This is a genomic window from Candidatus Saccharimonadales bacterium (assembly GCA_039928925.1).
Classification (GTDB): domain Bacteria; phylum Patescibacteriota; class Saccharimonadia; order Saccharimonadales; family Saccharimonadaceae; genus UBA6022.
This window is the reverse complement of the sequence record JBDSSF010000001.1, coordinates 204,885-228,216: the sequence shown is the minus strand read 5'-3', so window position 1 is coordinate 228,216 and position 23,332 is coordinate 204,885. Positions and strand designations below refer to the sequence as shown.

Annotated in this window: 23 protein-coding genes and 1 tRNA gene; 6 read left to right on the top strand and 18 right to left on the bottom strand. The window is 41.1% G+C overall.

Features of this window, described 5'->3' with window-relative positions; genetic code table 11:
- Positions 1-14 precede the first annotated feature (14 nt).
- The 10 genes from cyoE to ABIS22_01160 form a co-directional block, all read right to left on the bottom strand.
- A complete protein-coding gene (gene cyoE, locus ABIS22_01205; protein ID MEO7740513.1) occupies positions 15-884 on the bottom strand; it encodes a heme o synthase in 870 nt (289 codons plus the stop codon).
- 5 nt (positions 885-889) lie between these two features.
- Complete coding sequence (cyoD, locus tag ABIS22_01200) at positions 890-1,273, bottom strand: cytochrome o ubiquinol oxidase subunit IV (protein MEO7740512.1); 384 nt, start codon at positions 1,271-1,273, stop codon at positions 890-892.
- A 1-nt stretch (position 1,274) separates the two neighbouring features.
- Positions 1,275-1,880: a cytochrome o ubiquinol oxidase subunit III gene (gene cyoC / locus ABIS22_01195; GenBank protein ID MEO7740511.1), complete on the bottom strand. Its 606-nt coding sequence runs from the start codon at positions 1,878-1,880 to the stop codon at positions 1,275-1,277.
- Positions 1,880-3,871 carry a cbb3-type cytochrome c oxidase subunit I gene (locus ABIS22_01190; GenBank protein MEO7740510.1) on the bottom strand — a complete coding sequence of 664 codons (1,992 nt, stop codon included), beginning with the start codon at positions 3,869-3,871 and terminating at the stop codon, positions 1,880-1,882. The genes cyoC and ABIS22_01190 overlap by 1 nt, the downstream gene beginning before the upstream one ends.
- On the bottom strand, positions 3,871-4,806 hold the full coding sequence (gene cyoA / locus ABIS22_01185) for a ubiquinol oxidase subunit II (GenBank protein ID MEO7740509.1): 936 nt from the start codon (positions 4,804-4,806) through the stop codon (positions 3,871-3,873). Before cyoA ends, ABIS22_01190 begins: the two co-directional genes overlap by 1 nt.
- A gap of 41 nt (positions 4,807-4,847) precedes the next feature.
- Entirely contained in the window at positions 4,848-7,340 is a 2,493-nt protein-coding gene (gene pheT, locus ABIS22_01180) for a phenylalanine--tRNA ligase subunit beta (protein ID MEO7740508.1), read from the bottom strand.
- Complete coding sequence (locus ABIS22_01175; GenBank protein ID MEO7740507.1) at positions 7,337-7,774, bottom strand: pyridoxamine 5'-phosphate oxidase family protein; 438 nt, start codon at positions 7,772-7,774, stop codon at positions 7,337-7,339. Before ABIS22_01175 ends, pheT begins: the two co-directional genes overlap by 4 nt.
- Positions 7,771-8,781, bottom strand: coding sequence for a phenylalanine--tRNA ligase subunit alpha (locus ABIS22_01170; GenBank protein MEO7740506.1), 1,011 nt, complete (start codon positions 8,779-8,781; stop codon positions 7,771-7,773). Before ABIS22_01170 ends, ABIS22_01175 begins: the two co-directional genes overlap by 4 nt.
- A gap of 79 nt (positions 8,782-8,860) precedes the next feature.
- Positions 8,861-9,904: a hypothetical protein gene (locus ABIS22_01165; protein MEO7740505.1), complete on the bottom strand. Its 1,044-nt coding sequence runs from the start codon at positions 9,902-9,904 to the stop codon at positions 8,861-8,863.
- 38 nt (positions 9,905-9,942) lie between these two features.
- Positions 9,943-10,185, bottom strand: coding sequence for a hypothetical protein (locus ABIS22_01160; GenBank protein ID MEO7740504.1), 243 nt, complete (start codon positions 10,183-10,185; stop codon positions 9,943-9,945).
- Between the two features lie 80 nt (positions 10,186-10,265).
- Here ABIS22_01160 and ABIS22_01155 point away from each other — a divergent pair, with 80 nt between their 5' ends.
- Positions 10,266-11,108, top strand: coding sequence for an aquaporin (locus ABIS22_01155; GenBank protein MEO7740503.1), 843 nt, complete (start codon positions 10,266-10,268; stop codon positions 11,106-11,108).
- Between the two features lie 60 nt (positions 11,109-11,168).
- Here the strand turns inward: ABIS22_01155 and ABIS22_01150 are convergent, their stop codons facing one another.
- Genes ABIS22_01150 through ABIS22_01135 form a run of 4 tightly spaced genes read right to left on the bottom strand, consistent with a single transcriptional unit; the run spans position 11,169 to position 13,678 of the window.
- Entirely contained in the window at positions 11,169-12,239 is a 1,071-nt protein-coding gene (locus tag ABIS22_01150) for a DNA recombination protein RmuC (protein MEO7740502.1), read from the bottom strand.
- Positions 12,240-12,258: 19 nt separating this feature from the next.
- Positions 12,259-12,744 (bottom strand): hypothetical protein, encoded by a 486-nt coding sequence (locus ABIS22_01145; GenBank protein ID MEO7740501.1) that lies wholly within the window; start codon positions 12,742-12,744, stop codon positions 12,259-12,261.
- A 27-nt stretch (positions 12,745-12,771) separates the two neighbouring features.
- Positions 12,772-13,284, bottom strand: coding sequence for a phosphatase PAP2 family protein (locus ABIS22_01140; protein MEO7740500.1), 513 nt, complete (start codon positions 13,282-13,284; stop codon positions 12,772-12,774).
- Positions 13,285-13,312: 28 nt separating this feature from the next.
- Positions 13,313-13,678: a hypothetical protein gene (locus tag ABIS22_01135; protein MEO7740499.1), complete on the bottom strand. Its 366-nt coding sequence runs from the start codon at positions 13,676-13,678 to the stop codon at positions 13,313-13,315.
- A gap of 128 nt (positions 13,679-13,806) precedes the next feature.
- Between ABIS22_01135 and ABIS22_01130 the strand changes: the two genes are divergently transcribed.
- Positions 13,807-13,881: transfer RNA gene (locus ABIS22_01130), tRNA-Gln, on the top strand.
- 1,670 nt (positions 13,882-15,551) lie between these two features.
- Here the strand turns inward: ABIS22_01130 and ABIS22_01125 are convergent.
- Positions 15,552-16,346: a hypothetical protein gene (locus ABIS22_01125; GenBank protein ID MEO7740498.1), complete on the bottom strand. Its 795-nt coding sequence runs from the start codon at positions 16,344-16,346 to the stop codon at positions 15,552-15,554.
- 527 nt (positions 16,347-16,873) lie between these two features.
- Complete coding sequence (locus tag ABIS22_01120) at positions 16,874-18,226, bottom strand: hypothetical protein (protein ID MEO7740497.1); 1,353 nt, start codon at positions 18,224-18,226, stop codon at positions 16,874-16,876.
- Between the two features lie 201 nt (positions 18,227-18,427).
- On the opposite strand from ABIS22_01120, the gene ABIS22_01115 reads away from it, so the two are divergent.
- Entirely contained in the window at positions 18,428-18,934 is a 507-nt protein-coding gene (locus ABIS22_01115) for a DUF2726 domain-containing protein (GenBank protein MEO7740496.1), read from the top strand.
- A gap of 243 nt (positions 18,935-19,177) precedes the next feature.
- Here ABIS22_01115 and ABIS22_01110 read toward each other — a convergent pair whose 3' ends face one another.
- Positions 19,178-19,705, bottom strand: a complete 528-nt coding sequence (locus tag ABIS22_01110; GenBank protein ID MEO7740495.1) for a hypothetical protein — start codon at positions 19,703-19,705, stop codon at positions 19,178-19,180.
- 172 nt (positions 19,706-19,877) lie between these two features.
- Here ABIS22_01110 and ABIS22_01105 point away from each other — a divergent pair, with 172 nt between their 5' ends.
- The 3 genes from ABIS22_01105 (at position 19,878) to ABIS22_01095 (ending at position 22,843) form a co-directional block, all read left to right on the top strand.
- Positions 19,878-20,288 carry an NUDIX domain-containing protein gene (locus ABIS22_01105; protein ID MEO7740494.1) on the top strand — a complete coding sequence of 137 codons (411 nt, stop codon included), beginning with the start codon at positions 19,878-19,880 and terminating at the stop codon, positions 20,286-20,288.
- A gap of 367 nt (positions 20,289-20,655) precedes the next feature.
- A complete protein-coding gene (locus tag ABIS22_01100) occupies positions 20,656-21,453 on the top strand; it encodes a hypothetical protein (protein MEO7740493.1) in 798 nt (265 codons plus the stop codon).
- A 295-nt stretch (positions 21,454-21,748) separates the two neighbouring features.
- Positions 21,749-22,843, top strand: a complete 1,095-nt coding sequence (locus ABIS22_01095; GenBank protein MEO7740492.1) for a reverse transcriptase/maturase family protein — start codon at positions 21,749-21,751, stop codon at positions 22,841-22,843.
- Here the strand turns inward: ABIS22_01095 and ABIS22_01090 are convergent.
- Entirely contained in the window at positions 22,833-23,225 is a 393-nt protein-coding gene (locus ABIS22_01090) for a hypothetical protein (GenBank protein ID MEO7740491.1), read from the bottom strand. The two genes, ABIS22_01095 and ABIS22_01090, sit on opposite strands and share 11 nt — an antisense overlap.
- Positions 23,226-23,332: the final 107 nt, after the last annotated feature.

Below are 23,332 nucleotides of genomic sequence, written 5' to 3'. Positions count from 1 at the left end.
GATCAGTATAACACTTACGGTAATAGACTACTAGCACTTATTAATGCACAAAATACGAGTAGAATTATAAGTGAAAATCTAAACATTTTTCGTGCCCAATCATCGCTATCTTTTTCTTCAACACGAAGCCCTTTTGCGCCTAGGTATAGCCAGTACCCACCAAGAATCATCATAATTACTAAATAGATATATCCCGTATAGCCAAATGCGGTTAACATTGCCGTTGCTATAACAAACGCCGCCGTGTAAAAATAAATTTGTGTTCGTGTTTTCTTAGCGCCTTTTATAACTGAGATGACTGGAACCCCAGCGGCTTCATACTCCTTACGTCGATACACAGAAATGGAATAAAATTCTGGCATCTGCCACAAGAATAAAATTGCAAAAACGATTATGGCTCCTGGATCAATGACTCCACCAACGGCACAGTATCCAGCAAGAATTGGCGTTGCTCCAGAAATACTCCCAACAAGTGTTCCGTGATACGAAAGACGTTTTGATAGCATGCCATAGAATAAAACATACACGATAAAGCCAATAATACCGATATATACAACGAGAAGATTCGTATAAAGAAGGAGTATAGCAAGTCCAACAATACCGAGCACGATTGATAGTACGACTGCGTGTGATCCAGGAACAATACCTGCAACGATGACCCTTTTTTTCGTACGGGCCATCTTGCTATCAATATCTTGATCAAGAAAGTTATTAAGTGCACAGGCCGATGCAATAATAAGTGTCGTTCCGACACACAGCGCAATGAATAGCCATACATCAATGTGACCCCTACTTGCTAATAAAAATCCAGCAGCAGCAGTCAGTGCGTTTCCATACAAAACACCAGGTTTGGTCAGAGAATAATAGTCCTTAAAACTTGCCATATAAATTAAAACCCTTTATTGCTCTGTGTTTGCATGTAGGTATTTTTTTGATCAGGTGTCATTGTCATCATATTGTAATTTAAGTTATACATAATCCATATCGAACCGGCCACAACGACAAACAACATAATGCCCATGAAACAAAACGCGAGCATGTTCCAACGTGGCCTTTTCTCGTGACCAAAGTGCAAGAAAAATACCAGCTGAACCATGAGCTGAACTAATGCTAGGATAACAAGCACTACTGTTGCCGTAACGCTATCTTTAATATTACCAACTGCAACAAAGTAAGCACAAAGCGTCAAACTGACAGACAGAACGAATCCAGCCGTAAGACTCCAAAATGCAACAAATTGAGGTGATCGAACTAGCTTAGTATCGTGATTCATATTATATAACCCCCAATAAATAGACAAATGTGAATATGAATATCCAAATTACATCAAGAAAATGCCAGAATAAGCTAAAGAGTGTCAATCGGCGTACTACGCCCTCCGTAAGCCCAATCCGAGATATTTGCCATATCATCACACCGATCCAAAGTAATCCAGCTGTTATGTGCAGTCCATGGGTTCCAACCAGCGTGAAAAACGCTGAAAGAAACGCACTCGCTTGCCAACTATGACCTTCTGTCGCAAGTTTTGTAAACTCAGTCAACTCAAGCGTTAGAAAAGCTGCACCAAGTAAGAATGTCATGACGAGGCCAGTGATAACAAGTTTTTTACGGTTTGCTTTTGCAGCAAGCATCAGTAAGCCACATATAAAACTACTCGTAAGTAGTATGAGTGTTTCAACAAGCACAAATGGCATGTCAAACAGTTCTTTACCGGATGGACCACCGAATGTACTGTCGCGGAGGACAGCATAAGTGGCGAAGAGAGCGCCAAATAGTAGACAGTCAGTCATAAGGTAAATCCAGAAGCCGAGTGCTGAGGTACCCTGCCTGGCTTTATCGACCATGTCCATCTTTACATCTTCACTATGTTTTACATTCATTAGATAGTACCTCCATGAGCTGCTCGGTCAAGTCGCTCAATCTCTGCAGCTGAAATTGTATACTCGGTATCGTCATTACTTGTGCGAATAATTATTGTAATAATAATGCCCAGTAAACCAGCAATGGCAAGCCACCACATATGCCAGATAAGTCCAAAACCTAGAATATAAGCAAACCCAGCAATAATTACTCCAATACCACTACTCTTTGGTAATTCGATAGCTTCGTATACGCGTTTTGCTGGTTTTGATCCATTTTTTATAGCTTGTTTTTGTTCCCAGAATTCATCTCGGGATGTGACTACAGGGCTAATTGCAAAATTATAAAAAGGAGCAGGCGAAGGTACTGACCACTCAAGAGTTCGGCCATTCCATGGGTCGCCTGTTGTATCAAGATTCTTTTTACGTTGCCACACGCTCACGCCTATTTGAAGCAGTTGCAAGAATATACCAAAGCAAATGATCACAACACCTACTCCTGCGACAATGAATAGACCTTGCCAACCAGTTGATGCTTCGTAGTGATCAAGTCGTCTCGTTGCGCCCATAAGCCCTAGAATATAAAGCGGCAAGAAAGCTGCTAAAAATCCAACTGTCCAGCAATATGATGCGTATTTTCCAAGGCGTTCGTTAAGAGTAAAGCCAAATATCTTCGGGAACCAGTACGAAAGTCCCGCAAAGTAGCCGAACACAACTCCACCAATAATTACGTTGTGGAAATGGGCGACCAGGAACAAACTGTTGTGCACCTGGAAGTCGATTGCTGGTACCGCCATGAGCACACCGGTCACACCACCGAGTGTAAAAGTCATAACAAAGCTAAAGAACCAAAACATTGGTGATTTAAAATGAATACGGCCGCGATACATCGTAAATAGCCAGTTGAATATTTTAACGCCTGTAGGAATTGCAATAATCATTGTAGTTATACCAAAGAATGCATTTACGTTTGCACCCGCGCCCATCGTGAAAAAGTGGTGCAACCAAACAACAAATGAAAGAAATGTAATAGCAAAGAGTGCAACTACCATTGTCTTGTAACCGAATAAACGCTTTTGAGAATATGTTGCGACTATTTCTGAGAATATGCCAAATGCTGGCAAAATAAGAATGTAGACCTCTGGATGTCCCCATGCCCAGATGAGGTTGATATACATCATCGGATTACCGCCAAAATCAGACGTAAAGAAGTGCATGCCCATCAGACGGTCTAGCCCTAACATACCGAGTGTAGCCGTAAGGATCGGGAAAGCAAATATAATTAAAATTGTCGTGACAAGGACGCTCCACGCAAAAATTGGCATTTTCATAAGTGTCATGCCTTTAGCTCGTTTACGAAGAATCGTTACGAGAAAGTTTATGCCTGATAGTAAACTTCCAACACCTGCTATTTGGAGTGACCAGATCCAAAAATCAACTCCTGCTCCTGGATTATAAGCAAGTTCTGTAAGAGGTGGATATCCAAGCCAACCACCAGGTGAAAAACCGCCGACAAGAAGAGATGTGTTTATGAGGATCATCCCAGCTGTAAATAGCCAAAAGCTAACCGAGTTTAGAAATGGAAACGCAACATCACGAGCACCTATAAGTAACGGTAGTACAAGATTGATGAGTCCAAACATGAGGCCCATTGCAACGAAGAAAATCATAATCGTACCGTGCGCTGAGAAGACTTGTTGGAATGTATCAGAACTTACAAGGTGCTCAGTTCCGCCACTTCCTATTACTTGCTGAGCACGGATCATCATTGCATCTGCAACTCCTCGAAGCCCCATGATAACGGCAACGATGATGTACATAACACCAATTTTCTTTGCATCAAGTGTTGTTAGCCAATTATTCCAGAGCCATGTCCATTTTTTAAAGTAGAACATAGCTGATACGGCAAGAATTCCCATAACAACAATGCTTACCGCTCCAACTTGTGTTACGAGTTCTTTTGGAAAGGAATCGAAACTGAGTCTGCCAAACACATCGTCAATAAAACTCATTACATTCCCTCCATTTGCATGCGCGACATACTATCATGACTATCGTCAATGACTGGTGCCATATATTTCATCACTATCTTATCATAGAGGCTATTATCAGCGAGTAAATATGTGCGTGGATTATCAAGTGTTCCAGGCTTAACCAGGTCACCATAGCTTACATCATCAAGAGTCATAGAAGACTTTTTACTATTTTTAACCCAATCGTCAAAGTCAGATCTTGAACTTGAACGTGCAATAAAATTCATGTCCGCAAATCCTGTACCGCTAATATTTGACGAAGAGCCTCTGAAGTCACCCTTACTATTTGCGATTAGGCTCAGTTTTGTCGACATGCCGCTCATGGCATAAACCTGACCCCCAAGACTAGGAATCCAGAATGAATTCATTGGTGCATCAGATGTCAGAGTAAAATTAACTGGTGTATTTTCAGGGATTTGTAAAAGATTCACACTAGCAATATGCTGATCTGGATAAATGAATAACCACTTCCACTGAAGTGAAACAACCTGCACATCGATCGCTTTTACTGGAGAATCAAGTTTTTTAAACGGATCAAGATCATGGCTTGATTGCCAGGTTACAACGCTTAACACTAGGATGATAATACATGGTATGCCCCACCAAATTGTTTCAAGTGTTCTACTTCCATCCCAATCAGGAGTGTATCTAGCTTTTTTTATATTGTTAGCATTGTAGCGCAGGGAGAAAACAATAAGCATCGTAAAGACTGGGACGACAACCACAAGACTTAAAAGTAGTGTGAACATAATTAAGTTACGTTCTTTCATTGCAACTTCACCTTGTGGATTTAATACATCAATATTTAAGCCATTTAGGAGCATGCGGACACCAAAAAATAGTGCACCAATTACTACAAGAAGAGCGAGAACTTTCGCAAATCTCTTCACCGCACGACGTTTAAGCTTAGGCATATCTCCCTCCATCATACACTGGTATAAGCATAAATGGTACTCTAGATAACGATTGCGTTTGTGGCGCTTATAACTGCATCAGTCAGGTTATTTACCACTTCATGTACGTCATCGCTTGTCAGTGTTTTATCACGAGGAGTGAGTCTAAAACGAACTGTAATATTTTTAGATTGAAGATCTTCAGCCTGATAAATATCAACCGGGCTAACCGCAATAGCTATACTTTCTTCAACAGGAGTTATATTGATTGCATCGATGACACTACTGTACGAAGTATTCGTATCAACTTTGAAGCATACATCACGCTCACTGGCAGGAAAACGGCTTAATGGACTATAGGCAGGTTCAACATTTAGAAGAGCGAGCGAAATAGCCGCAGGTAGAAGTTCAAATCCAGCAGTATATTCTGGTAATTTAAAGTTTTTTATGACAGATCGTTTGTATTCACCAACAATACCAATTGATTGGCCTGTAGCGACATCGACAACTCGGGCACTACGACGAAGTTCGAACGGCTTCGTAAATGCTAGGTCTGTTTCATCTGGAAATGATTTGTATGCAAGCTTTAAACCGAGCGAGGCACCAAGATACTCTACAATTTTCTTTGCCTTATAGTACGGAGCACCGTTACCACTTACCTTACTCGCTATAATGAGTGCGAGGCGGTGCTGTTCAGCAGGAACGTTATCTTCTACCAAATCTGCTTTTTTAGTATGCGTTTTATTCATTTCAAATAGTGAAAAACTCTCGTACCCACTTTTAATATTTGGATGAATAAGGCCAAGCAGGCTCGGTGTTAAACTTTGACGATAGTACTGGAGATCAGGACTTAGGCTGTTTGTGATTCGATATGAATCTTGAGGATTTTGATTGGCTTTTTTTAATACATCACCGTGGATGAAACTATACGTGAGAACTTCATTTGTACCAGCACGGACAAGCACATCGCGAATCCGAGAACGAAGTTGATCAAATGTATCAGGCCGTACGGCTGTGAAGTCCCGGGTCGGTAGAGTTGGTGTTATAGAATCAAACCCATGTAACCTACCGACTTCTTCAATAATGTCTTCGATGATATGTATGTCGGAGCGCCAATATGGGGCGGTGACTTCACTCATTTCATCATCTATCTTCTTAATGTGAAATTCGACGTGTCCTAATATACTGCGAATATCGTCGCCAGTAAGATAACTTCCAAGTACATTGTTAATCGTAAGACTATGAACACCTAGCATTAGGGGCTCGTGCTTTACTACGTAGCAATCAGCAATATCACTTACTCGCTTCGCACCGGCCCATTCATCCATTAGTCGAACCGCTTCTGCAAGTACTGGTGCCGTGAGCTCAGCTGGCTGCCCTTTTGTAAACCTTGTGATAGCCTCGCTAAAGATACCATGACGCATCTGAGTAGATCGAAGATTATAGAGATTGAACGTCGCACTCTCGATAATAATATTTTTTGTATTCTCATCAATTTCTGTATTCGAACCACCCAGCGCACCAGCAAGTCCAATTGCAGTTTTCCCACTAGCAATAACGATATCGCCTGAATCGAGTTCAACACTGCGTCCATCGAGTAGCTCAAGTGTCTCACCTTCATATCCACCACGAACGTGAATTGTCGGATCTTCACCACCAACAGCTAGGACCTTATCGTAATCAAAAGCATGAAGAGGTTGACCAGTCAGCATCATTAAATAATTAGTAACGTCGACTACTGCATTAATAGGACGTACGCCTACCCTTGAAAGATACGTTTGAATCATCAGCGGTGATTGACGTGAAGCATCTGCTCCGCTAAGCACAACTGCTTGATATCGAGCAGATAGCTCAGGCGAATCAATCGAAACGATCGGTGCTGGCAGATCACCACTTTTGTCTCCAAAATCTGGATTCAATGTTTCAAGCCAGCTTGGAGTTGTAAACTGTTTTTCTTGAATTGCAGCTACTTCACGCGCAAAACCGATAATCCCAAAAGTATCAGGACGGTGCGTGAGTGATTTGTTCTCAATATCAAGTAAGCAATCATCAAGTTCAAATGCATCCGCAAACTTTGTGCCTGGATGGTTATCACTAGTTACCTCGAGAATACCACTATGGTCCTCGAATAAATCAAGTTCATGCGCACTTGCAAGCATCCCATTACTTATAACTCCTCTTAACTTTCGAGCTCCAAGGACAAATGGTTCTTTATCAGTAACAGTTGACGGAACAGTGCTACCAGGTGTCAACCATACAGCTAAGATGTCTGCTCGCACGTTTGGAGCACCACATACAACTTGAATGTACCCATTTTCATCCCGTTCTATATTTTGAGTAATACCACCATCGTCAATTTTTGTAACATTCAAATGGTCACTGCCTTCAAGTTTTGCACACTCAACAACCTTAACAATAAGAGCACCGTCATATTTTCCAATTAAAGAAACGGTCTCTTCAATTTCAACTAATCGTGCACCAATAAGATTTGCGAGTTGATCGACAGGTATGTCAACAGAAGTAAATTTCTTTAACCAGTTAAGCGAAATAATCACGCGACGTATCCTTGATTAAAACAGTAGTATATTCTCTGTGCATTTGACCTATCCTCATCGAGCTCACCAAAAGGTGCGCTGTAAAAATGAGCACCCTCACCTAGTGGTCGGTCATCTTGAACTCGATCTGCGAAAACATCCTGTGCGTAACGTTCTTCGTCGCCTTCGACACTATGTGCAGTAGTTGCAATGTAAAGTGCAGCACGCTCATCGAGGCTACCGATGTTTTGCCCTGAGTTGAAGATAGTAATAAAAATTCGAGGTTCATGAGCAATATTGACAGAATGTGAAGAAGCATCAAACGAGAACCAATAAATATTCTTGTCGTCATAAGCAAAATGAACAGGTGTCCCAAGTGGTGACCCATCTTCACTTACGGTTGATAGTGTCATAAGTGTATTAGTGCTTAAGATGCTTTTGGCTATATCGTTCATAAAAACTTTCTCAAAAATGATAGTTTACCTGATTCAAAATGACGCAAATCTTCTATACCATACTTCAGCATGACAAGACGCTCTATACCGCCACCCCATGCAAATCCACGATACTGCGTCGTATCAATACCCGCTGCTGTTAGTACATTAGGATGAATCATACCGCACCCAAGCATCTCCAGCCAATCACCCGGCTTACCACCAAGCGCGGCTGGTTTTTCAATGGCAAACTCAAGGCCGGGTTCAACAAATGGAAAGTAGGCTGGCTGAGTTTTAATTTTTAGCTTTTGACCATAATATGTTTCAAAGAATGAACGAAGTGTTCCGAGCATATCACCAAGGGTTGCATCCTTACTGACAAAAACTCCTTCACATTGGTAAAATGTGTGTTCGTGAGTGGCGTCGACATCTTCATTACGAAATACACGCCCATAGCTCACAGCAGCGATTTGGCCACCCGCTTCAAGCTTTGCCTTACCTAATTTAAGAATACGGTGCTGCATTGTTGAAGTGTGAGCGGGTGGAATAAATCCTTCCTCTGTTCGAAATGTATCATAACCATCCCGTGCTGGGTGATTTTCTGGAAAATTTAACGTTCCGAACATGTGGTGATCATCATCGATCTGACGAGACTCAACAGCCTCAAATCCCATTCGGGTAAAAATATCGACAACATTCTCAAGTTCGCGTGTTAATGGGTGTTTTGTCCCAAACTCAGTTGGCAGTAGTGACTGCGCAGTACCGTTAATATCCCAAGGAGCAGTTACATCAATTGGCACGATAGATATAGTATCAATCTCTGCAACCCGTTCACCAACAGCATCTTCAAGTATCTTTTTAGCTTTATTAACAGACTGTCCATACTGACTTCGTTCACTTGGATCAAGAGTTGCGATACGTGAGTATAACTGTTTTAGTTCACTCGCTTTTAGAATGTCCGTCGGTTGATCACTCGATTTTACACGGGCAAGTAGTTCGTCAAGGACGTTTCGGACGCTTTCATTCATAGTAGTTCCATTATACATAATGTCGCGTCTTATAGACACACCTTTCACGAGACAGATGTGTCATATGTCTATTTAAATACTAGACGAGGTCTTTATGAAACGAATCAAGCTTATCTAAGAGATCGTTACGTTTCGTTGAAAGACTGTAGTAGTAAGTGTTTACAGTATCAAGTGCTGTTGATTCATCATCACTAGCGGTTGTAAAATCTTTTAGAGCTGCTTCGTAAGCTGTTGAATCTTTTGCCTTGCGAGCATCAATCAGTGCTTGCCAGTATTTAGTCTCATCTTTGTATGCATTGATCAAACTTGTCTTTGTTGTCGCAAGTTCGGTTGGAAACACTGCTGATTCTGTTGAAGTTTGTGCATCTTTCATGACGCTAAGCGCATCGTTCATAGCACTTAGCACAGTTGTTTCGTTAGATGATGATTGAATTGTACTTATCGCTGTAGTGATCTTTGTGTAATTTTCTTTATTATGGTTGATATAGCTATCAACACCAGCAAGGTCATTGATACCAGCATCAAAGGTACCTAGCTGAGTTTCAACTGTCTTTTGTAGTTCAGTTGCTTTTTTGTACTTATCACTAAAGCTACTTAAAAATGCAGTTTTAAGAACTGGCTTTTTAGAAAGATCATTATCGAGATCTTTTTTAGCATCTGAAGCACTGGCAGATGCGCCGACATCTGTATGAATCTTATCAACGTAGCTTGAAACAGATTTTGTATAGTCGTCAGCAACTTTGTCAGCATTTTGCTTTGAGACAAAGAAAAGAACTGCAGTGATAACTGCGAGTAGGAAGACAACACCAATAGTGATCCATAGCCATAGGAGGTTTGATTTTTTCTTAGGTGATTCGACTGGCGGAAAGCTTTCCGGAGCAGCAATAGGCTGGCTTGGAGCTGGGGATGGTTGAGTAAATGAAGATATTACTGGCGCTGATACCGTCGTAACTGAATTAGCTGGAGTAGAGGATGCGTTAAACTCTTGAGCCGGCGCTATGGGTTGTGGTTGATACGCAGCTGGTTCAATAGAGGGGCTAGCATTTATAGTTTCGGGAGGTGATACTGGCGTTGGTTCAGGAAACTGTGCTGGGGTTGGCGTTATGTTCTTCTGTTCATCCATGTGAGGTGAAATTCCTATTATATTTACTTATGTTTATCTTAGCGCATCGATGCCTTGATAGTCAAAAAGATTAGCGCTGCGATCGCGATAAGAACAATGACAACCCATATCCATGCAAGTGATGTTGTTTTTTTAGTACCATTCAAATACGCGGAGTCATTTACGCCATCATGAATGGTCGTATCTAGCTCTGCACGCTTCTTAGCCTTTGCTTGTAGTTCGGCCGCAAGTTGTTCTTGAAGTTTTGTTCGATTTGAGTTCTGATTAACGAATAATGCCATGATCATAGTATAGCACTCATGTTTATTACTTTTATGATATGGTATACTATCGTCATATTTCACTGTAAGGAGGGAAATCAATGGCAACGAAAAAAGCCGCTGTAGCGACGAAGAAGTCGGCAGCAAAAAAACAATCAATTACTAAAGTAACAACGATCAAGGCGACTGAACCACGTGCACATACCGTTACGACAGCTGTGACTAAATCGAATTCTCGATTTATGCTTAGCCAAGTATCAATAAGCGCAGTACTCGCAGAGTTTGTCGGTACGTTTATTTTTACCGCAGCGATCATTGCATCACAAGGCAGCCCAGTTATTGTTGGGTTCACACTTATTGGACTCGTTCTAGCAATAAGCACACTTTCAAATGCACATTTTAACCCAGCACTATCTATTGCTGCTTGGCTTACTCGCCGCATTAGTGGCAAGAGAGCACTCGCATATGCTGTAGCTCAAGTACTTGGTTCGATGCTTGCGCTCGTGATCCTGAACTGGTTTGCGCATGCTAGCAATGCCAGTACAGTCACCGACCCTACAACAGGTCAAGCCACAACTGGTGCACTTCAGCTATTTGCAGCTGCAGCAATCCCTAGTGGTAAAGAATGGTATGTATTTGCCGCAGAAGTTCTTGGAACATTCATCTTCGGATTTACAGTTGCAAGTATCATTCGTGCAAAAGAACGTGTTTCTGTTGCCTTCACTATGGGCTTCGGACTTTTTGCTGCCCTACTTATCGCTAGCTCAGCAGCTGGTGTGATCCAGGCTACAGCTATCCTAAACCCAGCCGTAGCAATCGCTCTTCAAGCCCTATCATTCAAAGTGTGGCCAATTGCAATCTACGTACTTGGACCAATTCTTGGTGCAGTCATCGGTTTCATTATCTTTGACCTACTAAAGAACAACGACGAAAAAGTAGCCTAAGCTACTTTAAGTCATATAAAATATCCTCCCGATCGGGAGGATATTTTATATGACTTAAATCTATTCATCTTGCTGTGGTCGACTAATTATAACGGGGTCGACGCCCGCAGCAGTACCAGCGATTTTAATCACGTCTTTATCAACCTTACCAAGTTCTTTATGCGCTGAGTTAAAATGATTGACTGTCGTTCCAAGACTAGAGCCAAGTTTTTGCATGTACTCTTCAAACTTTCCAATATGCTGGCCAAGTTTACCTACACGAATTTGAATATCTTTAGCTTGTTCTTCGATTTGAAGACTTCGAAGGCCTTGGAGTACCGTTTGAAGATACGCCATGAAACTTGTAGGACTGACAATGATAACCTTTTTATCGCGAAATGCATACTCAATCAAATCACGTGCGCTGCTTCCAGTACCTACATCACCAATAAGTAGGTCGTAGTAAAGTGACTCACTTGGGATGAACATAAATGCAAAATCCATTGTATTTTCATCAGGGCGAATATATTTACTTGTTTCATCAATTCTCTGCTTTAGATCATTCCTTACTTTTGCGAGCAGTTTTTCTCTCTCAGGCCTGCTTGACTCACCGACCATTCGGTTATAGTTTTCGAGACTAAACTTACTGTCTATTGATAGCATCTGGCCTTTTTCTAGAAATATGACTGCATCAACTATTTCACCATCCTTAAACTTATACTGCATCTTAAAGTTTTTTGGTGGCAAAATATTATCAAGAACTGACTCTAAATAGTATTCTCCAAATACTCCACGCTGCTTAGGATTTTGAAGTACGTTTTGTAAGGTTTTTAATTCATCAGCAACATCGACAACTCGGCGATTTGTTTCATCTAGTTTTGCAAGCCTCTGCGTCACTTCAGCAACAAGTTTTGAGCTTTCACCAAGCTGTCTCTGGACAGATGATTGAACGGCGAGTTGGTTTCGTTCTAACTTATCGCCCATGGCCTGCTGAAGCAGTGCAATGCTGCGAGATAGTTCAGTAACGTCGGCTTTCATTAGTTCAACAGCCCCAGTATTTTTCAGTTCACGAAGGCGGCTCTGTAATATAAAAACAGATACTCCAAAGCCTACAATAACAACAATAAGTACGATCGAGATAAGTAATTCCATACTTATCAGTATACCATCGCTAATTGATTGCGAAACGAATAAACACGAGCGCAATAATGATGAAAACGACACAAATTAGAAACGATCGAATTCGTGCAACCCAGCTAAATAAACCATACACGAAAGCGTATAATACTGCGGATGAAGTAAGACTAAGTGCCCACGTCATGTCACGCGTGACAACAAATAGTCCCCAGAGTGCAATAAGAGCGCTGAGGACAACGAGAAGTGGTCTATAGACACGTAGTCGCACGAGCGCGACGAGTCCAGCTAATGTACCGAATACAGATGATACAATTTCTGAATATGTGTCAACTGAGCGGCAGCTCGCCTGACCTGCATCATGACACATGATTGGTCCAAAGACATATGTTGCAAGAACAGCTTCAAGTGCCCATATAACAATCCCGACACCAAGTCCGGTAATCAAAATACTCGCAAATTGGCGAACCTCCATATCTATATACGGTACAACTTCTCGCTTTTGCTCAACTACTTTTGACATAACACTCTCCCTCGTTCAATATGGAGATTATTGTACTAGTTTTTTGTGTATTTTGCGAGTGTTTGCTTTGACTAGTATTTTGTCCCGTTCAAAATACCATAATGCACCAACGCTTGCGACAACCACCGCACCTATGACATCAAGAGGGGTATGAACAAGCGCAAGCACGCGACCAATAGCAACGAGCACCGTTAGTATTACCATAATGACTGCGAGTTTTCGTGCTTTAGTTTCAAACCAGACTGCAAGTGTGAGAGCACTCAAGAATAAGACGTGATCGGATGGAAAACCAGGATTGTTGAGATAAGATGCCCCGGGTGCAACACCAAGTATCTCAAACGGACGTTCGTTACTTGGCTGGTAAACAGACGCGAGTAACTTAGCAATGAGGTAAGAAGTGAGGCCAGCCATTAAGATACGACAATACGCTTCGAATCTTTGGCCCTTAGGTATACGCCAGACAAGCGCGTATACTCCGATGAGAACTGCGGGGATAATGGCACCGTCTGCAAGAAATTTAATAAGAGTTTGTGCTGTCATGATTATTAGTATACTCGCCTATGCTTACCTAGCCAATGCGACTACTACGCATAACAACGAAGTTATCAATCTTTTGCCTAGTCCAGCCTCTGGCGCGTAACTCTAATCGAAGCTTACCAAGTAGAGCTAATCTAAATGCTCTCACGTTTTTAAAACCTTGCCTCTGGATAATTTCTTTGAATGTTTTTTTCTTTTGTAGAGCGTGAAACACTTCAGGAGTTAAACCAAGCACATCAGCTCTAATACAACCTTTACGATCATGGCGTTGCAATAGGCGATCATACTGTGATTCACGTCGTCGCTTACTGCCAGAAACTGTACTAATACCCGGTATGGCAGCAGCTACTGCTGTAACCAGTAAAAGCGATGTGAGAGTTTTCGTTGATAAGTGCATTGCAAGCCTCCTATGTTCATAAGTTATTGCTTACGCTTTAGTATATGACGTGAAAATATGTGAAAATAAAGTTATTTTGACAACAAGTTGAGACTTATGTCTGACTAGTGTACAATTTGTATTGCTAATGGGATGTCGCCAAGTGGTAAGGCACTGGTTTCTGGTACCAGCATCCGGGGGTTCGAATCCCTCCATCCCAGCCAAGAGGTATGATTGTTATAAGAAGCCATCGTATTGAATGGCTTTTTATATTTCCACCTCAATTGACCATCTAAAAGTTCGAGGTTCTGAAGTACCAAGTTTACTAAACGTCTTTTTTCCTCTAGTTTAGAACTTTCAAATAAGTCGCCCCCGTTACGAACGAGATTCATGATCATTTGCGCATTTTCGTAGAAGTTTTCATTTGCACTATCAATTGACTGAAGTTTGTCATTTATTGAACGGAGTTGTGATTTCATATCTTCGCGTTTTGACTTATAGAAATCCTTCTCAATATCTCCATCTAGGTATGAATCATAAAGTTTACTCATTCGTATATCTATCTTTGATAGTTCGGCATGGAAATGAGCTGTTTGGTTGGCTTTATAATTGATCTTATCGTGGTTCGAGAGCTTCAAGGCAGTCATTACCTCATCGTATTGCTTCTCAGTTGGTTGGATCGCTTTAAAGGCATCGGTAAGCTGTCTGGTAATAACTTCTTCACGAGTAGACTTCGCACCATGTTTGCCTTTGTACTGGGTGCAGTGATAGTAGATGTATTTCTTTGTCTTTTCCGGCGTGATACTACATCCACAAGTGCCACACGTAATCAAACCTCGATAAAAATATGGCAGTCCTGCATATTTAATAGGCTTTATTTTGAACCTGGAAGAAAACTGCTGAGCGGAGTCGAATGTTTTCCCTGTAATGAGAGGAGTGTAGCGATGAGCGTACATCTCACCTTTAACACGCATGATGCCGTAATAGAAAGGGTTTTTTAATATTCTGTCTACCGAGCTTAGTGCAAGTGTTACCTGACGTTCTTCGGCAAGCTTAATGCGAACTTGTTGCATCGAGTAAGACCCAGACGCATACCAATGATAAATATCTCGGACTGCATCGGCATTTGTTTCATGTGGTTCTATCCATTTTTTGCCATCTGATAGATCAATATTCTTATATCCGAATGGAGCCTTGCCAGACCACTCGCCATTTTGCCTCTTTTGCTCATTACTACGTTTCACATTATCACTCAACTGCTGAACGTAATTTTTTGCAAACATTACACTCATATCCCATCGCATAATTTCAGAGCTGTTTGATGTTTGGCTGATAACAAGACCTTCGCGCATGAAATGGAGTTCAAGCTTGCCGCTTTTTCGTAATTCATCAAGCACGACTGATTCTTTAAAGTCTCGTTGTTGACGATCAACAGTATCGACAATAAGTACGATAATTTCTGACGAAAGTTTTATATAGCCAATTAGTTCATTATATTTGGTTCGATTAGCTTTGGTTGAAGATTCAACTAATTGATAAGTTTCGATGATTTCAAGTCCAACACGACCTGCGTATTCATTAAGACGGCGTGTTTGCGCGGGGATGGAATTATTTTCTTCCTGTTCCCTACTGGAAACCCTTGCTAAGATGATGGCTTTCATTGAATTCTCCCAACTAAAAATGGACGGTCATGGCTCTCCAAATCAGACATCCCTAAGGAAACTTTTCTGGCACGACCGCCCATTAAGAGCAGAAATACAAAATTCCTTAGGTATAGTCGTCTGTTGAATTGGAGAGCCTTTTTATTATACATCTTCGTCTTTTTTATCACCAATAATAGCCGCAAGTATTTCTACATACTCTCTAAAAGCATCTAGCTCCTCACGGCTCATACTCATGGTATGAATATCTCGATTCGTTTATTATCGAAAAAGAGGAATTTCCCATACTCACTCTCAATCATGTGATCTGGTGTGAAAGCAAAGTACCATTCCTCTGGGTTTTCTATCGTAACTGGCTTATCGAGTCCACGTGACGACCAGTAACGTTTCTTATTCTTGAAGCTGGGCATATCTTTTTTGATGTACTTGAGAAGATAAAAACCACTTTTAATACGGTCTTCCTCGGTTTCACCTATTTCATATACTTCACTATGTCCAAGCGTGTAGTTTGGGACGTCATATACTTCACGACGGCCTTTCACTAGCGGTCTATCGGTCTTAGGATTGATAGCTCGAACGAGTTTGCCAGTGTAGCCACTGATTAATGCGTGAAAGTGTAGTGAAACTCCATCTTTATGAAACTCTGATACGATGACGTACTGGAACAACTTATCCTGTTTACGCTGTCGCTTGAGCCAACCGTTCATTTTTTGCTTGCAGAGATCTGGATTGTCCCTCCCCTCTTTAAAAGTCAATGTGGCAAATAGTTCAAATACGTTACTAAGTGCGATGTCTTTTACGGCTGTGTATGTGCGACGCTTCGACCGCTCTTCTTTATCTTCGGCACTCGTCGGAACGGGTATGCCGGACGAAGAACGCCTATTCGATAGTTCATAGCCATCTTCAAGTTTTTCGTATGGGTGCCTTGGCAGATATATTTCGGTTGAGTATTTGTATGTTTTTTGACGAGCATTAACGAAGTATGAAATTTCCTTTATTGCTTTTGGTTTATAGAGTTCATTGTTCATGATAAAACCCCTTATGTGTCCTATTAATCAAGTTATACAGGACACCCTCTCGAGGGCGCAGCACTGAGTGCTCTGCGCCAACGAAGCACGTTTTTTGGTTGTAGTTTAATCCACTGTTTGTTTGATTTTTGGTCAAAAGTAATAACCCTATATGTCGATTCATATAGATTTCTCCAATTAAAAATAGTATTGATTTTTCATCAATACCTTGTAGTTCATCTAAAAAGGTGTGTGATTATAGCAAACTACAGGTAAAGATTAAGCTAGTTTCTTTACGCGGTAGACCCCGGGAGTGTATCCTTTGCATAACTTATTCGGAAGTTACTGGATTAAACCCTGTTTTTGGACCGTTTTCTATGACCACACTCGTATTTGATTACGTAGCTATGACTAATTATAAGATTATGTCTTATTGTTGCAAGCATAAAGATTATGACGCCAAATTTGAGAAGTGTGAAGATAGTAAGGATGCGAATGTCATGCTGACTATTACTAATTACTTGGTGTTAGCAATGAATAATAAGTAATTAATGTTTCTGATTCCATAAAAAATAATATTGATTTTCTTTAACTTCGGTTGGCTGTTCCTTTCTCCTTAGAATATGTTTTATGCCGCTAAGTGCTGAAGGAGAAGCAATTGCACCTAGTCCAATTACTGCACTAGGATCTAGATGGTATGTTGTAGTGGCAGCTATCCCTAGGGTTACTGTTACTGCTGTTATTTTCCCCATAGCTTTTAAATCACTCATACTTGTTTCAGAATGTGCCTTAAGTATCTGATCAAGTTTAAGTAGATGCGGCAACACTTCCTGATCCAGTGCTTCTTTTACATCTTCAGATTTAGGATTAGTGCCTAGTTGTTTCAAAACCAAGGAGAGCGAGTGTTTATATCTTTCAAAATACTCGATTTGGGAACTCCTTACGTTTACCAGAGCAATAAAATCATTTCCGTTAGCAAGTGGCAGGTTATGTGTAATATTTTTCATTAAATCAGAGTTGTTTTCGAATGATAGACTTTTGTTATTGAGCGTATCAATTAAAAATGCATCCACTAATCTAGGCGTAAGATACGTCGATCGGCTTTGCATTTGTCCTACATTTTGCTGTAATACATCATCCACTATTCCGTTGGAAACATACTCCGCTAATTTTAGGTCTATGACATCGGATTCTTTAATAATTCCGAGAGGTAGGTTTTTCATTAATGGTTGATCAATAAGCGTAAGTGAATGTCCATCCGAATCAGTATATCCATTTGGGTCGTAGATATCGATTCTGTTGTTCAAACTGTGCTCAAACACAACATTTTTACGAACCATGCTAAGTGTCATCTTATTCAGCTCATCATATCTTTTAATAATGGTTTTCTGTTCGTTACCTACCACCATTCTTTGCATGCATCTCGTGCAGTGCATTACCTGATTTGCACTGAATTTAATTAAACCGGTTTCTAATAAATCTCCATATACCATCAATACAGCTATGTCTCCATGCAATACATTTATGAAGTGATCTAAATCTACTTTCATTGATTCTGATTTGCCTATGTTGCCATGAGTCTCTAAGAAATTTGGTATTGTTATTCGATCTCCATATAGTGCTGCGAATTGACCTAATTCTCGCGCTTCGCTAATTCTACAACTTATGCCTGAACAACTTTGACCACTGCCCGATATTGAACCACTTGCTGTGAAATTAAATATATTTTTATCACCGATACCAGTATTAGATTTGTATCTTTTAGTAAGTTCGGCTAAATCATTGGAGATTTCGAAAAGTCTTTCTCTTGGTGCAACAGATAAAACGTTCTTTGCGGAAACAGTATCATTAATTCCCAATTCATTTAGGTATCTGATTATAGCTGACGATGATATATTCATGTCCACATTATATGTCAAATGTAAAATTTTATTCGTAATTTCGTTAGTATTAGTTAATACGGCTATCTATATGTCTTATATAGTACAGATGCCAGCATGCAGATCAAAATTTGTTTGCCAGCTTTGAGCATATTGACTTGCCCCAGCCAAGATGATTATGCTTAACTACTCCTTCGAGAGAATTTTTGTTATGATGAAATCATGGAAGTATTATTCTTAGCTGGATTTCTTATCGTTGCTGCTGCATTTGTTAATCTAGTACGACGAAATTCTCAAGTTGAGCGAAAGATTCGTAAAAAAGATACTTATACATACACAGCTAAAAACTTATTAATGTCGAGGGCTGAGTCGGAGTTTTTTACAAAAATAGAGGATGCTGTGAGCGAGCGATATTATGTCTTCCCTCAAGTGCACCTATCGGCAATCCTTGAACACCGAGTTAAAGGTCAGGATTGGAGCTATGCATTCAAACACATTAACGGTAAGTCAGTTGATTACGTGCTTTGCGATAAGACTACACTCCAGCCAATGTATGCCATAGAACTAGATGATTATACACACGAAAGTAAAGACCGTATTGAGCGTGATACTGAAGTTGAAAGAATATTTAAACAGGCTCACTTACCTTTAGTGCGATTCGCAAATAAAAATGTGTCGAATGAAGAGATTATTCAAGCACTCGTAAGCGCAAATTCTAAATTTAGCTAGTAATTTTTTTCTAGAACATAGCTTAACTGGAGCAAAAAAACATTCAACAGTGCTTTCTAATAGTAACTAGTTCTATAAGCATCCGAAATATGGATTATGTTATTGTATTTTTATTCTCTAGTCACTTCTAGTAAACTTATACTTCTGAAGTTATATATTAGGTATCCACATTTTTCTTGAGTTTACAAATTTCAGAGGAATTCAGAGTCAATTAAGTACATGATGATTAATCACTAGTGTAGGCTAATAAGTGGATTTTTCTGTAGATGTTACAATGTCGTTAACGTAATTTATCACGATTATACCATGATCCCCTGCTCCCCCGTATGAGCATGAAGCGTACTGATCTGCTGATCCGGATTGTTCACTTCTTGCACAATTTGCTGCAGGTTTTTTGATCACTGCTTCCACTGCCGCTCGTGTCATTCCTTTGCTAATCTTTACATACGCAGCTTCAATATCCCAAGGGGGACTAGTCGGTGTCAAGTTAACAGAAGGTGAATCTAAAGTACTAATCGGTATAACAGATGGTGTTCTAGATGATACAAAAGAGAACCAAATGAAACTAATAACAATGCTAGCAAGTATACTGATTGCGATTAGATGCTCGCCTAGCTTTTTATCTTCTGCCTTGTCCTTTGTCAGATATACTACTCCCATGATAATTCCGACAATTGGAAGAAGGAGCGAGATAATTGTAGCTACTCCATAGGTGTCATGATCAGATGCCTTTACCTTCACTGGCTTAACATCTACGGGTACATCTGTCATTTACTTCTCCTAGGTATGTTTATAGTAATCATAGTAACATAATAAGCTCAGTAAAATACAAGGCATAGGAGTTAGATACTAAAAATTTCTCAACATATCCACTAGCCCCAGCCAAGATGATTATGCTTAAATGACGAGAAATCGTCATTTTTTGTCTGTTATAATAGCTTTTATGCAAACAAAAGTCCTTATCGTTGGTGTCGTGAAAAAAGATGGTGCAATTTTAATGCGTAAAAAACCAGATGGCTCACCTCCTTATAAAGAAACGTGGTACATATTTGGTGCTGAGGCCACGTCAAACGTTGACCCCGATGATGCAATCATCGCCGAAGTACGCACTAAAGCCGGCGTAACAGTAACCGTAAAGAACAAAATATCTTGGGATACGGAAGTTAAACACGATCTCGATGGCATCAAAAAGTTTTTCATCTATCTCGATGTCGAATGTGAGTACGTAAGCGGAGATATTCAAGTCGCTGAAGGAATAGAAAAGATTGAGTGGGTTAAGCCTGAAGATCTTTCATCCTATGATATTGTTCCCCCGTCTCGAATTCTATTTGAAAAACTTGGCTACATAAATTAAAAGTTCTAAACATATCCATTAGCCCCAGCCAGATGCGACACAACAAAATGAGACCCACATCCTTCAATCTGTTGGAAAGGTCTCTGATGAACAAAAACAAGCACTTTCGGGTGCTTGTTTAATTTTGAGTTAAAAATAACTAACAGAGATAAGTTGGTTCGAATCCCAGGTACTTCCTTTGGCGGAGCTTTTTATTTGCAAAACGCTTGTGTATATTGCAAAATACACTCATTTATGCTATAATGTACCCGAACCTTAATAATCTAGCATTCCCCTGAGGACGGCGTTGTGTATTGATATCAGCACTGAATATACCACGCCGTTCTCAATGATAAGTTGAGATCGTTGATGCACATTATGTGTGTCGATGAGCCTCTACGGCAATCCAAAGAAAGGGTCTCTCGTGACCACCACCGATCAGCTGTTCAGCCTTCAGGCTCGCCAGAATGAAATCTCGCGGCGTCTCAAGGCGGGTAGTCTCACTGTCGAAGATGTCCTCGACGCAACTCAGGGCATTCTCGACGGGATTTATCCCACAAAGAAGACCACCGATTCCATCGTGCAGTGGGTCGAGCGTCAGCTTGCCCGCTGGGAAGAACTCGGCGTCGTCATCGACGAGGAAACGCGCGAGCGCATCCTCCAGCAGGCGGATGTCTTCAAGCCCTTCACCGACACGGACACACCTCTCGTCAGCGGTGGCTTCGGCTACACGCTTTCGAGCTGCTTCGGTCGCCTGTGGGATGCATTCGTGCCTCCCGCTGGATACACCAAGTATCGCTATCCGACGGCGGAAACGCCGCTCAAGTACGCGGCTGGTATGAAGCCGACTGGTGTCCTGCGTCTCGTCCACTTCGATCCGAACGGCTATCAGGGCAAATCCCCCAAGGATGCGCTCTCGCTGGCCAAGAAGGACAAGGTGCGACTCGCGAGCATCGAGGTGCTCGAGAAGCTCGTCCTTGACCCTGACTGGGCCATGAGCTGGGACGGAAAGGGCTCGCCCTATCCGAAACTCTCTGGCCTTCAGGCGAAGTACGGTTCCGACTGGTCGAACGTTCCGTACGTCAACCGGTGGGTCCTCGACCTCGGGGTGAACCTGAACGCCAACGACGCTGACAATGCCAATGACAACTGGTCTTCGCCTGTCGTTAGGGACTACTCGAAATAGATCTTAACCAGCCTCCCAGCATGCGACCGATTCCAGATAACTTGGAATCGAGCTGCTGGTAGGATTGGTTGGAGATACATCTGCAATCTTTGCAGAGACTCAAGAGCAGTCTTAGGGTGTCGAGATTTGCTGAGGCATTTTTTAGATTTGTAGCTTTGTATTCAATCTTGCTTGAGCCTGCTGCTCGTAAACATTGCTTCATAATCTCTAGTATTTCGTTTTGGCAAGTTGCGCCTAGATTATAGCGTTCTGACTTAGGAAAATTTATTAATTCGTCGTGAAAGGAGCTGTAAAGTTGATACAAACTGACAATGACGGGAATGTTTTGAAACTGCCCAGGCAACTTGAGCTGGACCTTGATCTTGTGGTCAAAGCTGTCGGGGGGGGTCGGATTAGCAGAAAGTCTGTTCATTCTTTCGATTTTACTACAATCAGTTCAGAAAAAGCACTGTGGCAAGCATGGAAAAAGTTTTCTACAGGCAAGAAATCACGTTTTGATGTTGGCGAGTATCAAAAGCACATTACTGAAAGCATCCACATTTTGAGCAGAGACCTCGAAACGCATAGTTACATACACGGAAGTTACCAACCATTCACGATTTGCGACCCAAAAACTCGAAAGATCCACAAAGCAAAGGTAAGGGACAGGCTTGTTCATCAAGCGATTGTTTCGGCGACTGAGCCATTATTTGAAAAACGATTTATTCACGACAGCTATTCATGTCGAGTCGGTAAAGGTACGCATGCTGGTGTGGCACGACTGGGGTTGTTCCTTCGTCAGGCAAGCCGTAATAATACTCAGAAGGTATATGCGCTTAAGTGTGATGTACGACAATTCTTCGCCTCGATCGATCACGAAATTCTTATGCGTCTTATTGAGTTAAGGGTTGATGACAAACAAACCATAGAATTACTACGGACGATTATTCTCAGTCACGGACATGAGAACGGAAAAGGCATTCCACTTGGCAATGTCACAAGCCAGCTATTCGCTAACATTTATCTGCACGAACTCGACTGGTTTATGAAACAAACCCTCGGTATCAAACACTACCTTAGGTACTGTGATGATTTTGTCATCGTTTCAACAGACAAAGCGTATTTAGAATCGCTTATCGAACCGATCGGAATATTCCTGAGAGATAATTTAATGCTAGGGTTGCATCCAGATAAAGTGTCTATTCGTTCATGGCATCAGGGAATTGATTTCTTGGGACATGTCTTGCGACCATATGCGATTACTCTCCGGACGAAGACGAAACGGCGGGTGCTTCTACGAATTAGTGAAAATAATCTCAGCTCGTACTTAGGGATTTGTTTACACACGAATGGATATCGGCTGTCGCAGGTAGTGAAGAATATTGCTTGGAATAATGAAATTACTGAATAACGATATTGAACTTGCAAACAGTTCTCACCCAAGCTACCATACGACGAACCTTTAGATCAGGAGGTAGTTTACAGTAGTCGTTCGAATCCCGTTTCCCCAGCCACGAGTCATTATCTGTATAAAAAGCCATTAAACTGAATGGCTTTTTATATTCCCACCTCAGTTGTTCATCGTATATAGTTAAGTTCAAAAGTACCAAAGTCATGAGTGCTCGTCTTTTATCAATCTTCGAACTGAGAAGCGTTAATGGTGCATCACGAGCGATCTCCATAACACTCTGAGTATTTTCATAGAACTCTTTTGATGCTGTACCAAGATTGGCAATTCTTCTCTCAATATCAAGTTGTGTAGATCGTAGGTCATTGAGCTTGTTCTCATACATTTCTTTAGTGATAATATTATAATAAACAAAAAACTTACGATTACAAAAATCATTGAGAAATAACTGCAATTTGATCAGCAAACACATGTGCGACTTTCTTCGGGAAG

Excerpts from the sequence above, each read along its gene's own strand:
- ABIS22_01105 (MEO7740494.1), top strand. The coding sequence starts at position 19,878 with ATGCAAACAAAAGTCCTTATCGTTGGTGTCGTGAAAAAAGATGGTGCA.
- ABIS22_01170 (MEO7740506.1), bottom strand. The coding sequence starts at position 8,781 with ATGAATGAAAGCGTCCGAAACGTCCTTGACGAACTACTTGCCCGTGTA.
- cyoA (MEO7740509.1), bottom strand. The coding sequence starts at position 4,806 with ATGCCTAAGCTTAAACGTCGTGCGGTGAAGAGATTTGCGAAAGTTCTC.
- cyoE (MEO7740513.1), bottom strand. The coding sequence starts at position 884 with ATGGCAAGTTTTAAGGACTATTATTCTCTGACCAAACCTGGTGTTTTG.
- ABIS22_01155 (MEO7740503.1), top strand. The coding sequence starts at position 10,266 with ATGGCAACGAAAAAAGCCGCTGTAGCGACGAAGAAGTCGGCAGCAAAA.
- ABIS22_01150 (MEO7740502.1), bottom strand. The coding sequence starts at position 12,239 with ATGGAATTACTTATCTCGATCGTACTTATTGTTGTTATTGTAGGCTTT.
- ABIS22_01190 (MEO7740510.1), bottom strand. The coding sequence starts at position 3,871 with ATGAGTTTTATTGACGATGTGTTTGGCAGACTCAGTTTCGATTCCTTT.
- ABIS22_01125 (MEO7740498.1), bottom strand. The coding sequence starts at position 16,346 with ATGAACAATGAACTCTATAAACCAAAAGCAATAAAGGAAATTTCATAC.
- ABIS22_01175 (MEO7740507.1), bottom strand. The coding sequence starts at position 7,774 with ATGAACGATATAGCCAAAAGCATCTTAAGCACTAATACACTTATGACA.
- cyoC (MEO7740511.1), bottom strand. The coding sequence starts at position 1,880 with ATGAATGTAAAACATAGTGAAGATGTAAAGATGGACATGGTCGATAAA.
- cyoD (MEO7740512.1), bottom strand. The coding sequence starts at position 1,273 with ATGAATCACGATACTAAGCTAGTTCGATCACCTCAATTTGTTGCATTT.
- ABIS22_01090 (MEO7740491.1), bottom strand. The coding sequence starts at position 23,225 with ATGTATGAGAACAAGCTCAATGACCTACGATCTACACAACTTGATATT.
- ABIS22_01110 (MEO7740495.1), bottom strand. The coding sequence starts at position 19,705 with ATGACAGATGTACCCGTAGATGTTAAGCCAGTGAAGGTAAAGGCATCT.
- ABIS22_01140 (MEO7740500.1), bottom strand. The coding sequence starts at position 13,284 with ATGACAGCACAAACTCTTATTAAATTTCTTGCAGACGGTGCCATTATC.
- ABIS22_01135 (MEO7740499.1), bottom strand. The coding sequence starts at position 13,678 with ATGCACTTATCAACGAAAACTCTCACATCGCTTTTACTGGTTACAGCA.
- ABIS22_01165 (MEO7740505.1), bottom strand. The coding sequence starts at position 9,904 with ATGGATGAACAGAAGAACATAACGCCAACCCCAGCACAGTTTCCTGAA.
- ABIS22_01145 (MEO7740501.1), bottom strand. The coding sequence starts at position 12,744 with ATGTCAAAAGTAGTTGAGCAAAAGCGAGAAGTTGTACCGTATATAGAT.
- ABIS22_01115 (MEO7740496.1), top strand. The coding sequence starts at position 18,428 with ATGGAAGTATTATTCTTAGCTGGATTTCTTATCGTTGCTGCTGCATTT.
- ABIS22_01100 (MEO7740493.1), top strand. The coding sequence starts at position 20,656 with ATGAGCCTCTACGGCAATCCAAAGAAAGGGTCTCTCGTGACCACCACC.
- ABIS22_01120 (MEO7740497.1), bottom strand. The coding sequence starts at position 18,226 with ATGAATATATCATCGTCAGCTATAATCAGATACCTAAATGAATTGGGA.
- ABIS22_01160 (MEO7740504.1), bottom strand. The coding sequence starts at position 10,185 with ATGGCATTATTCGTTAATCAGAACTCAAATCGAACAAAACTTCAAGAA.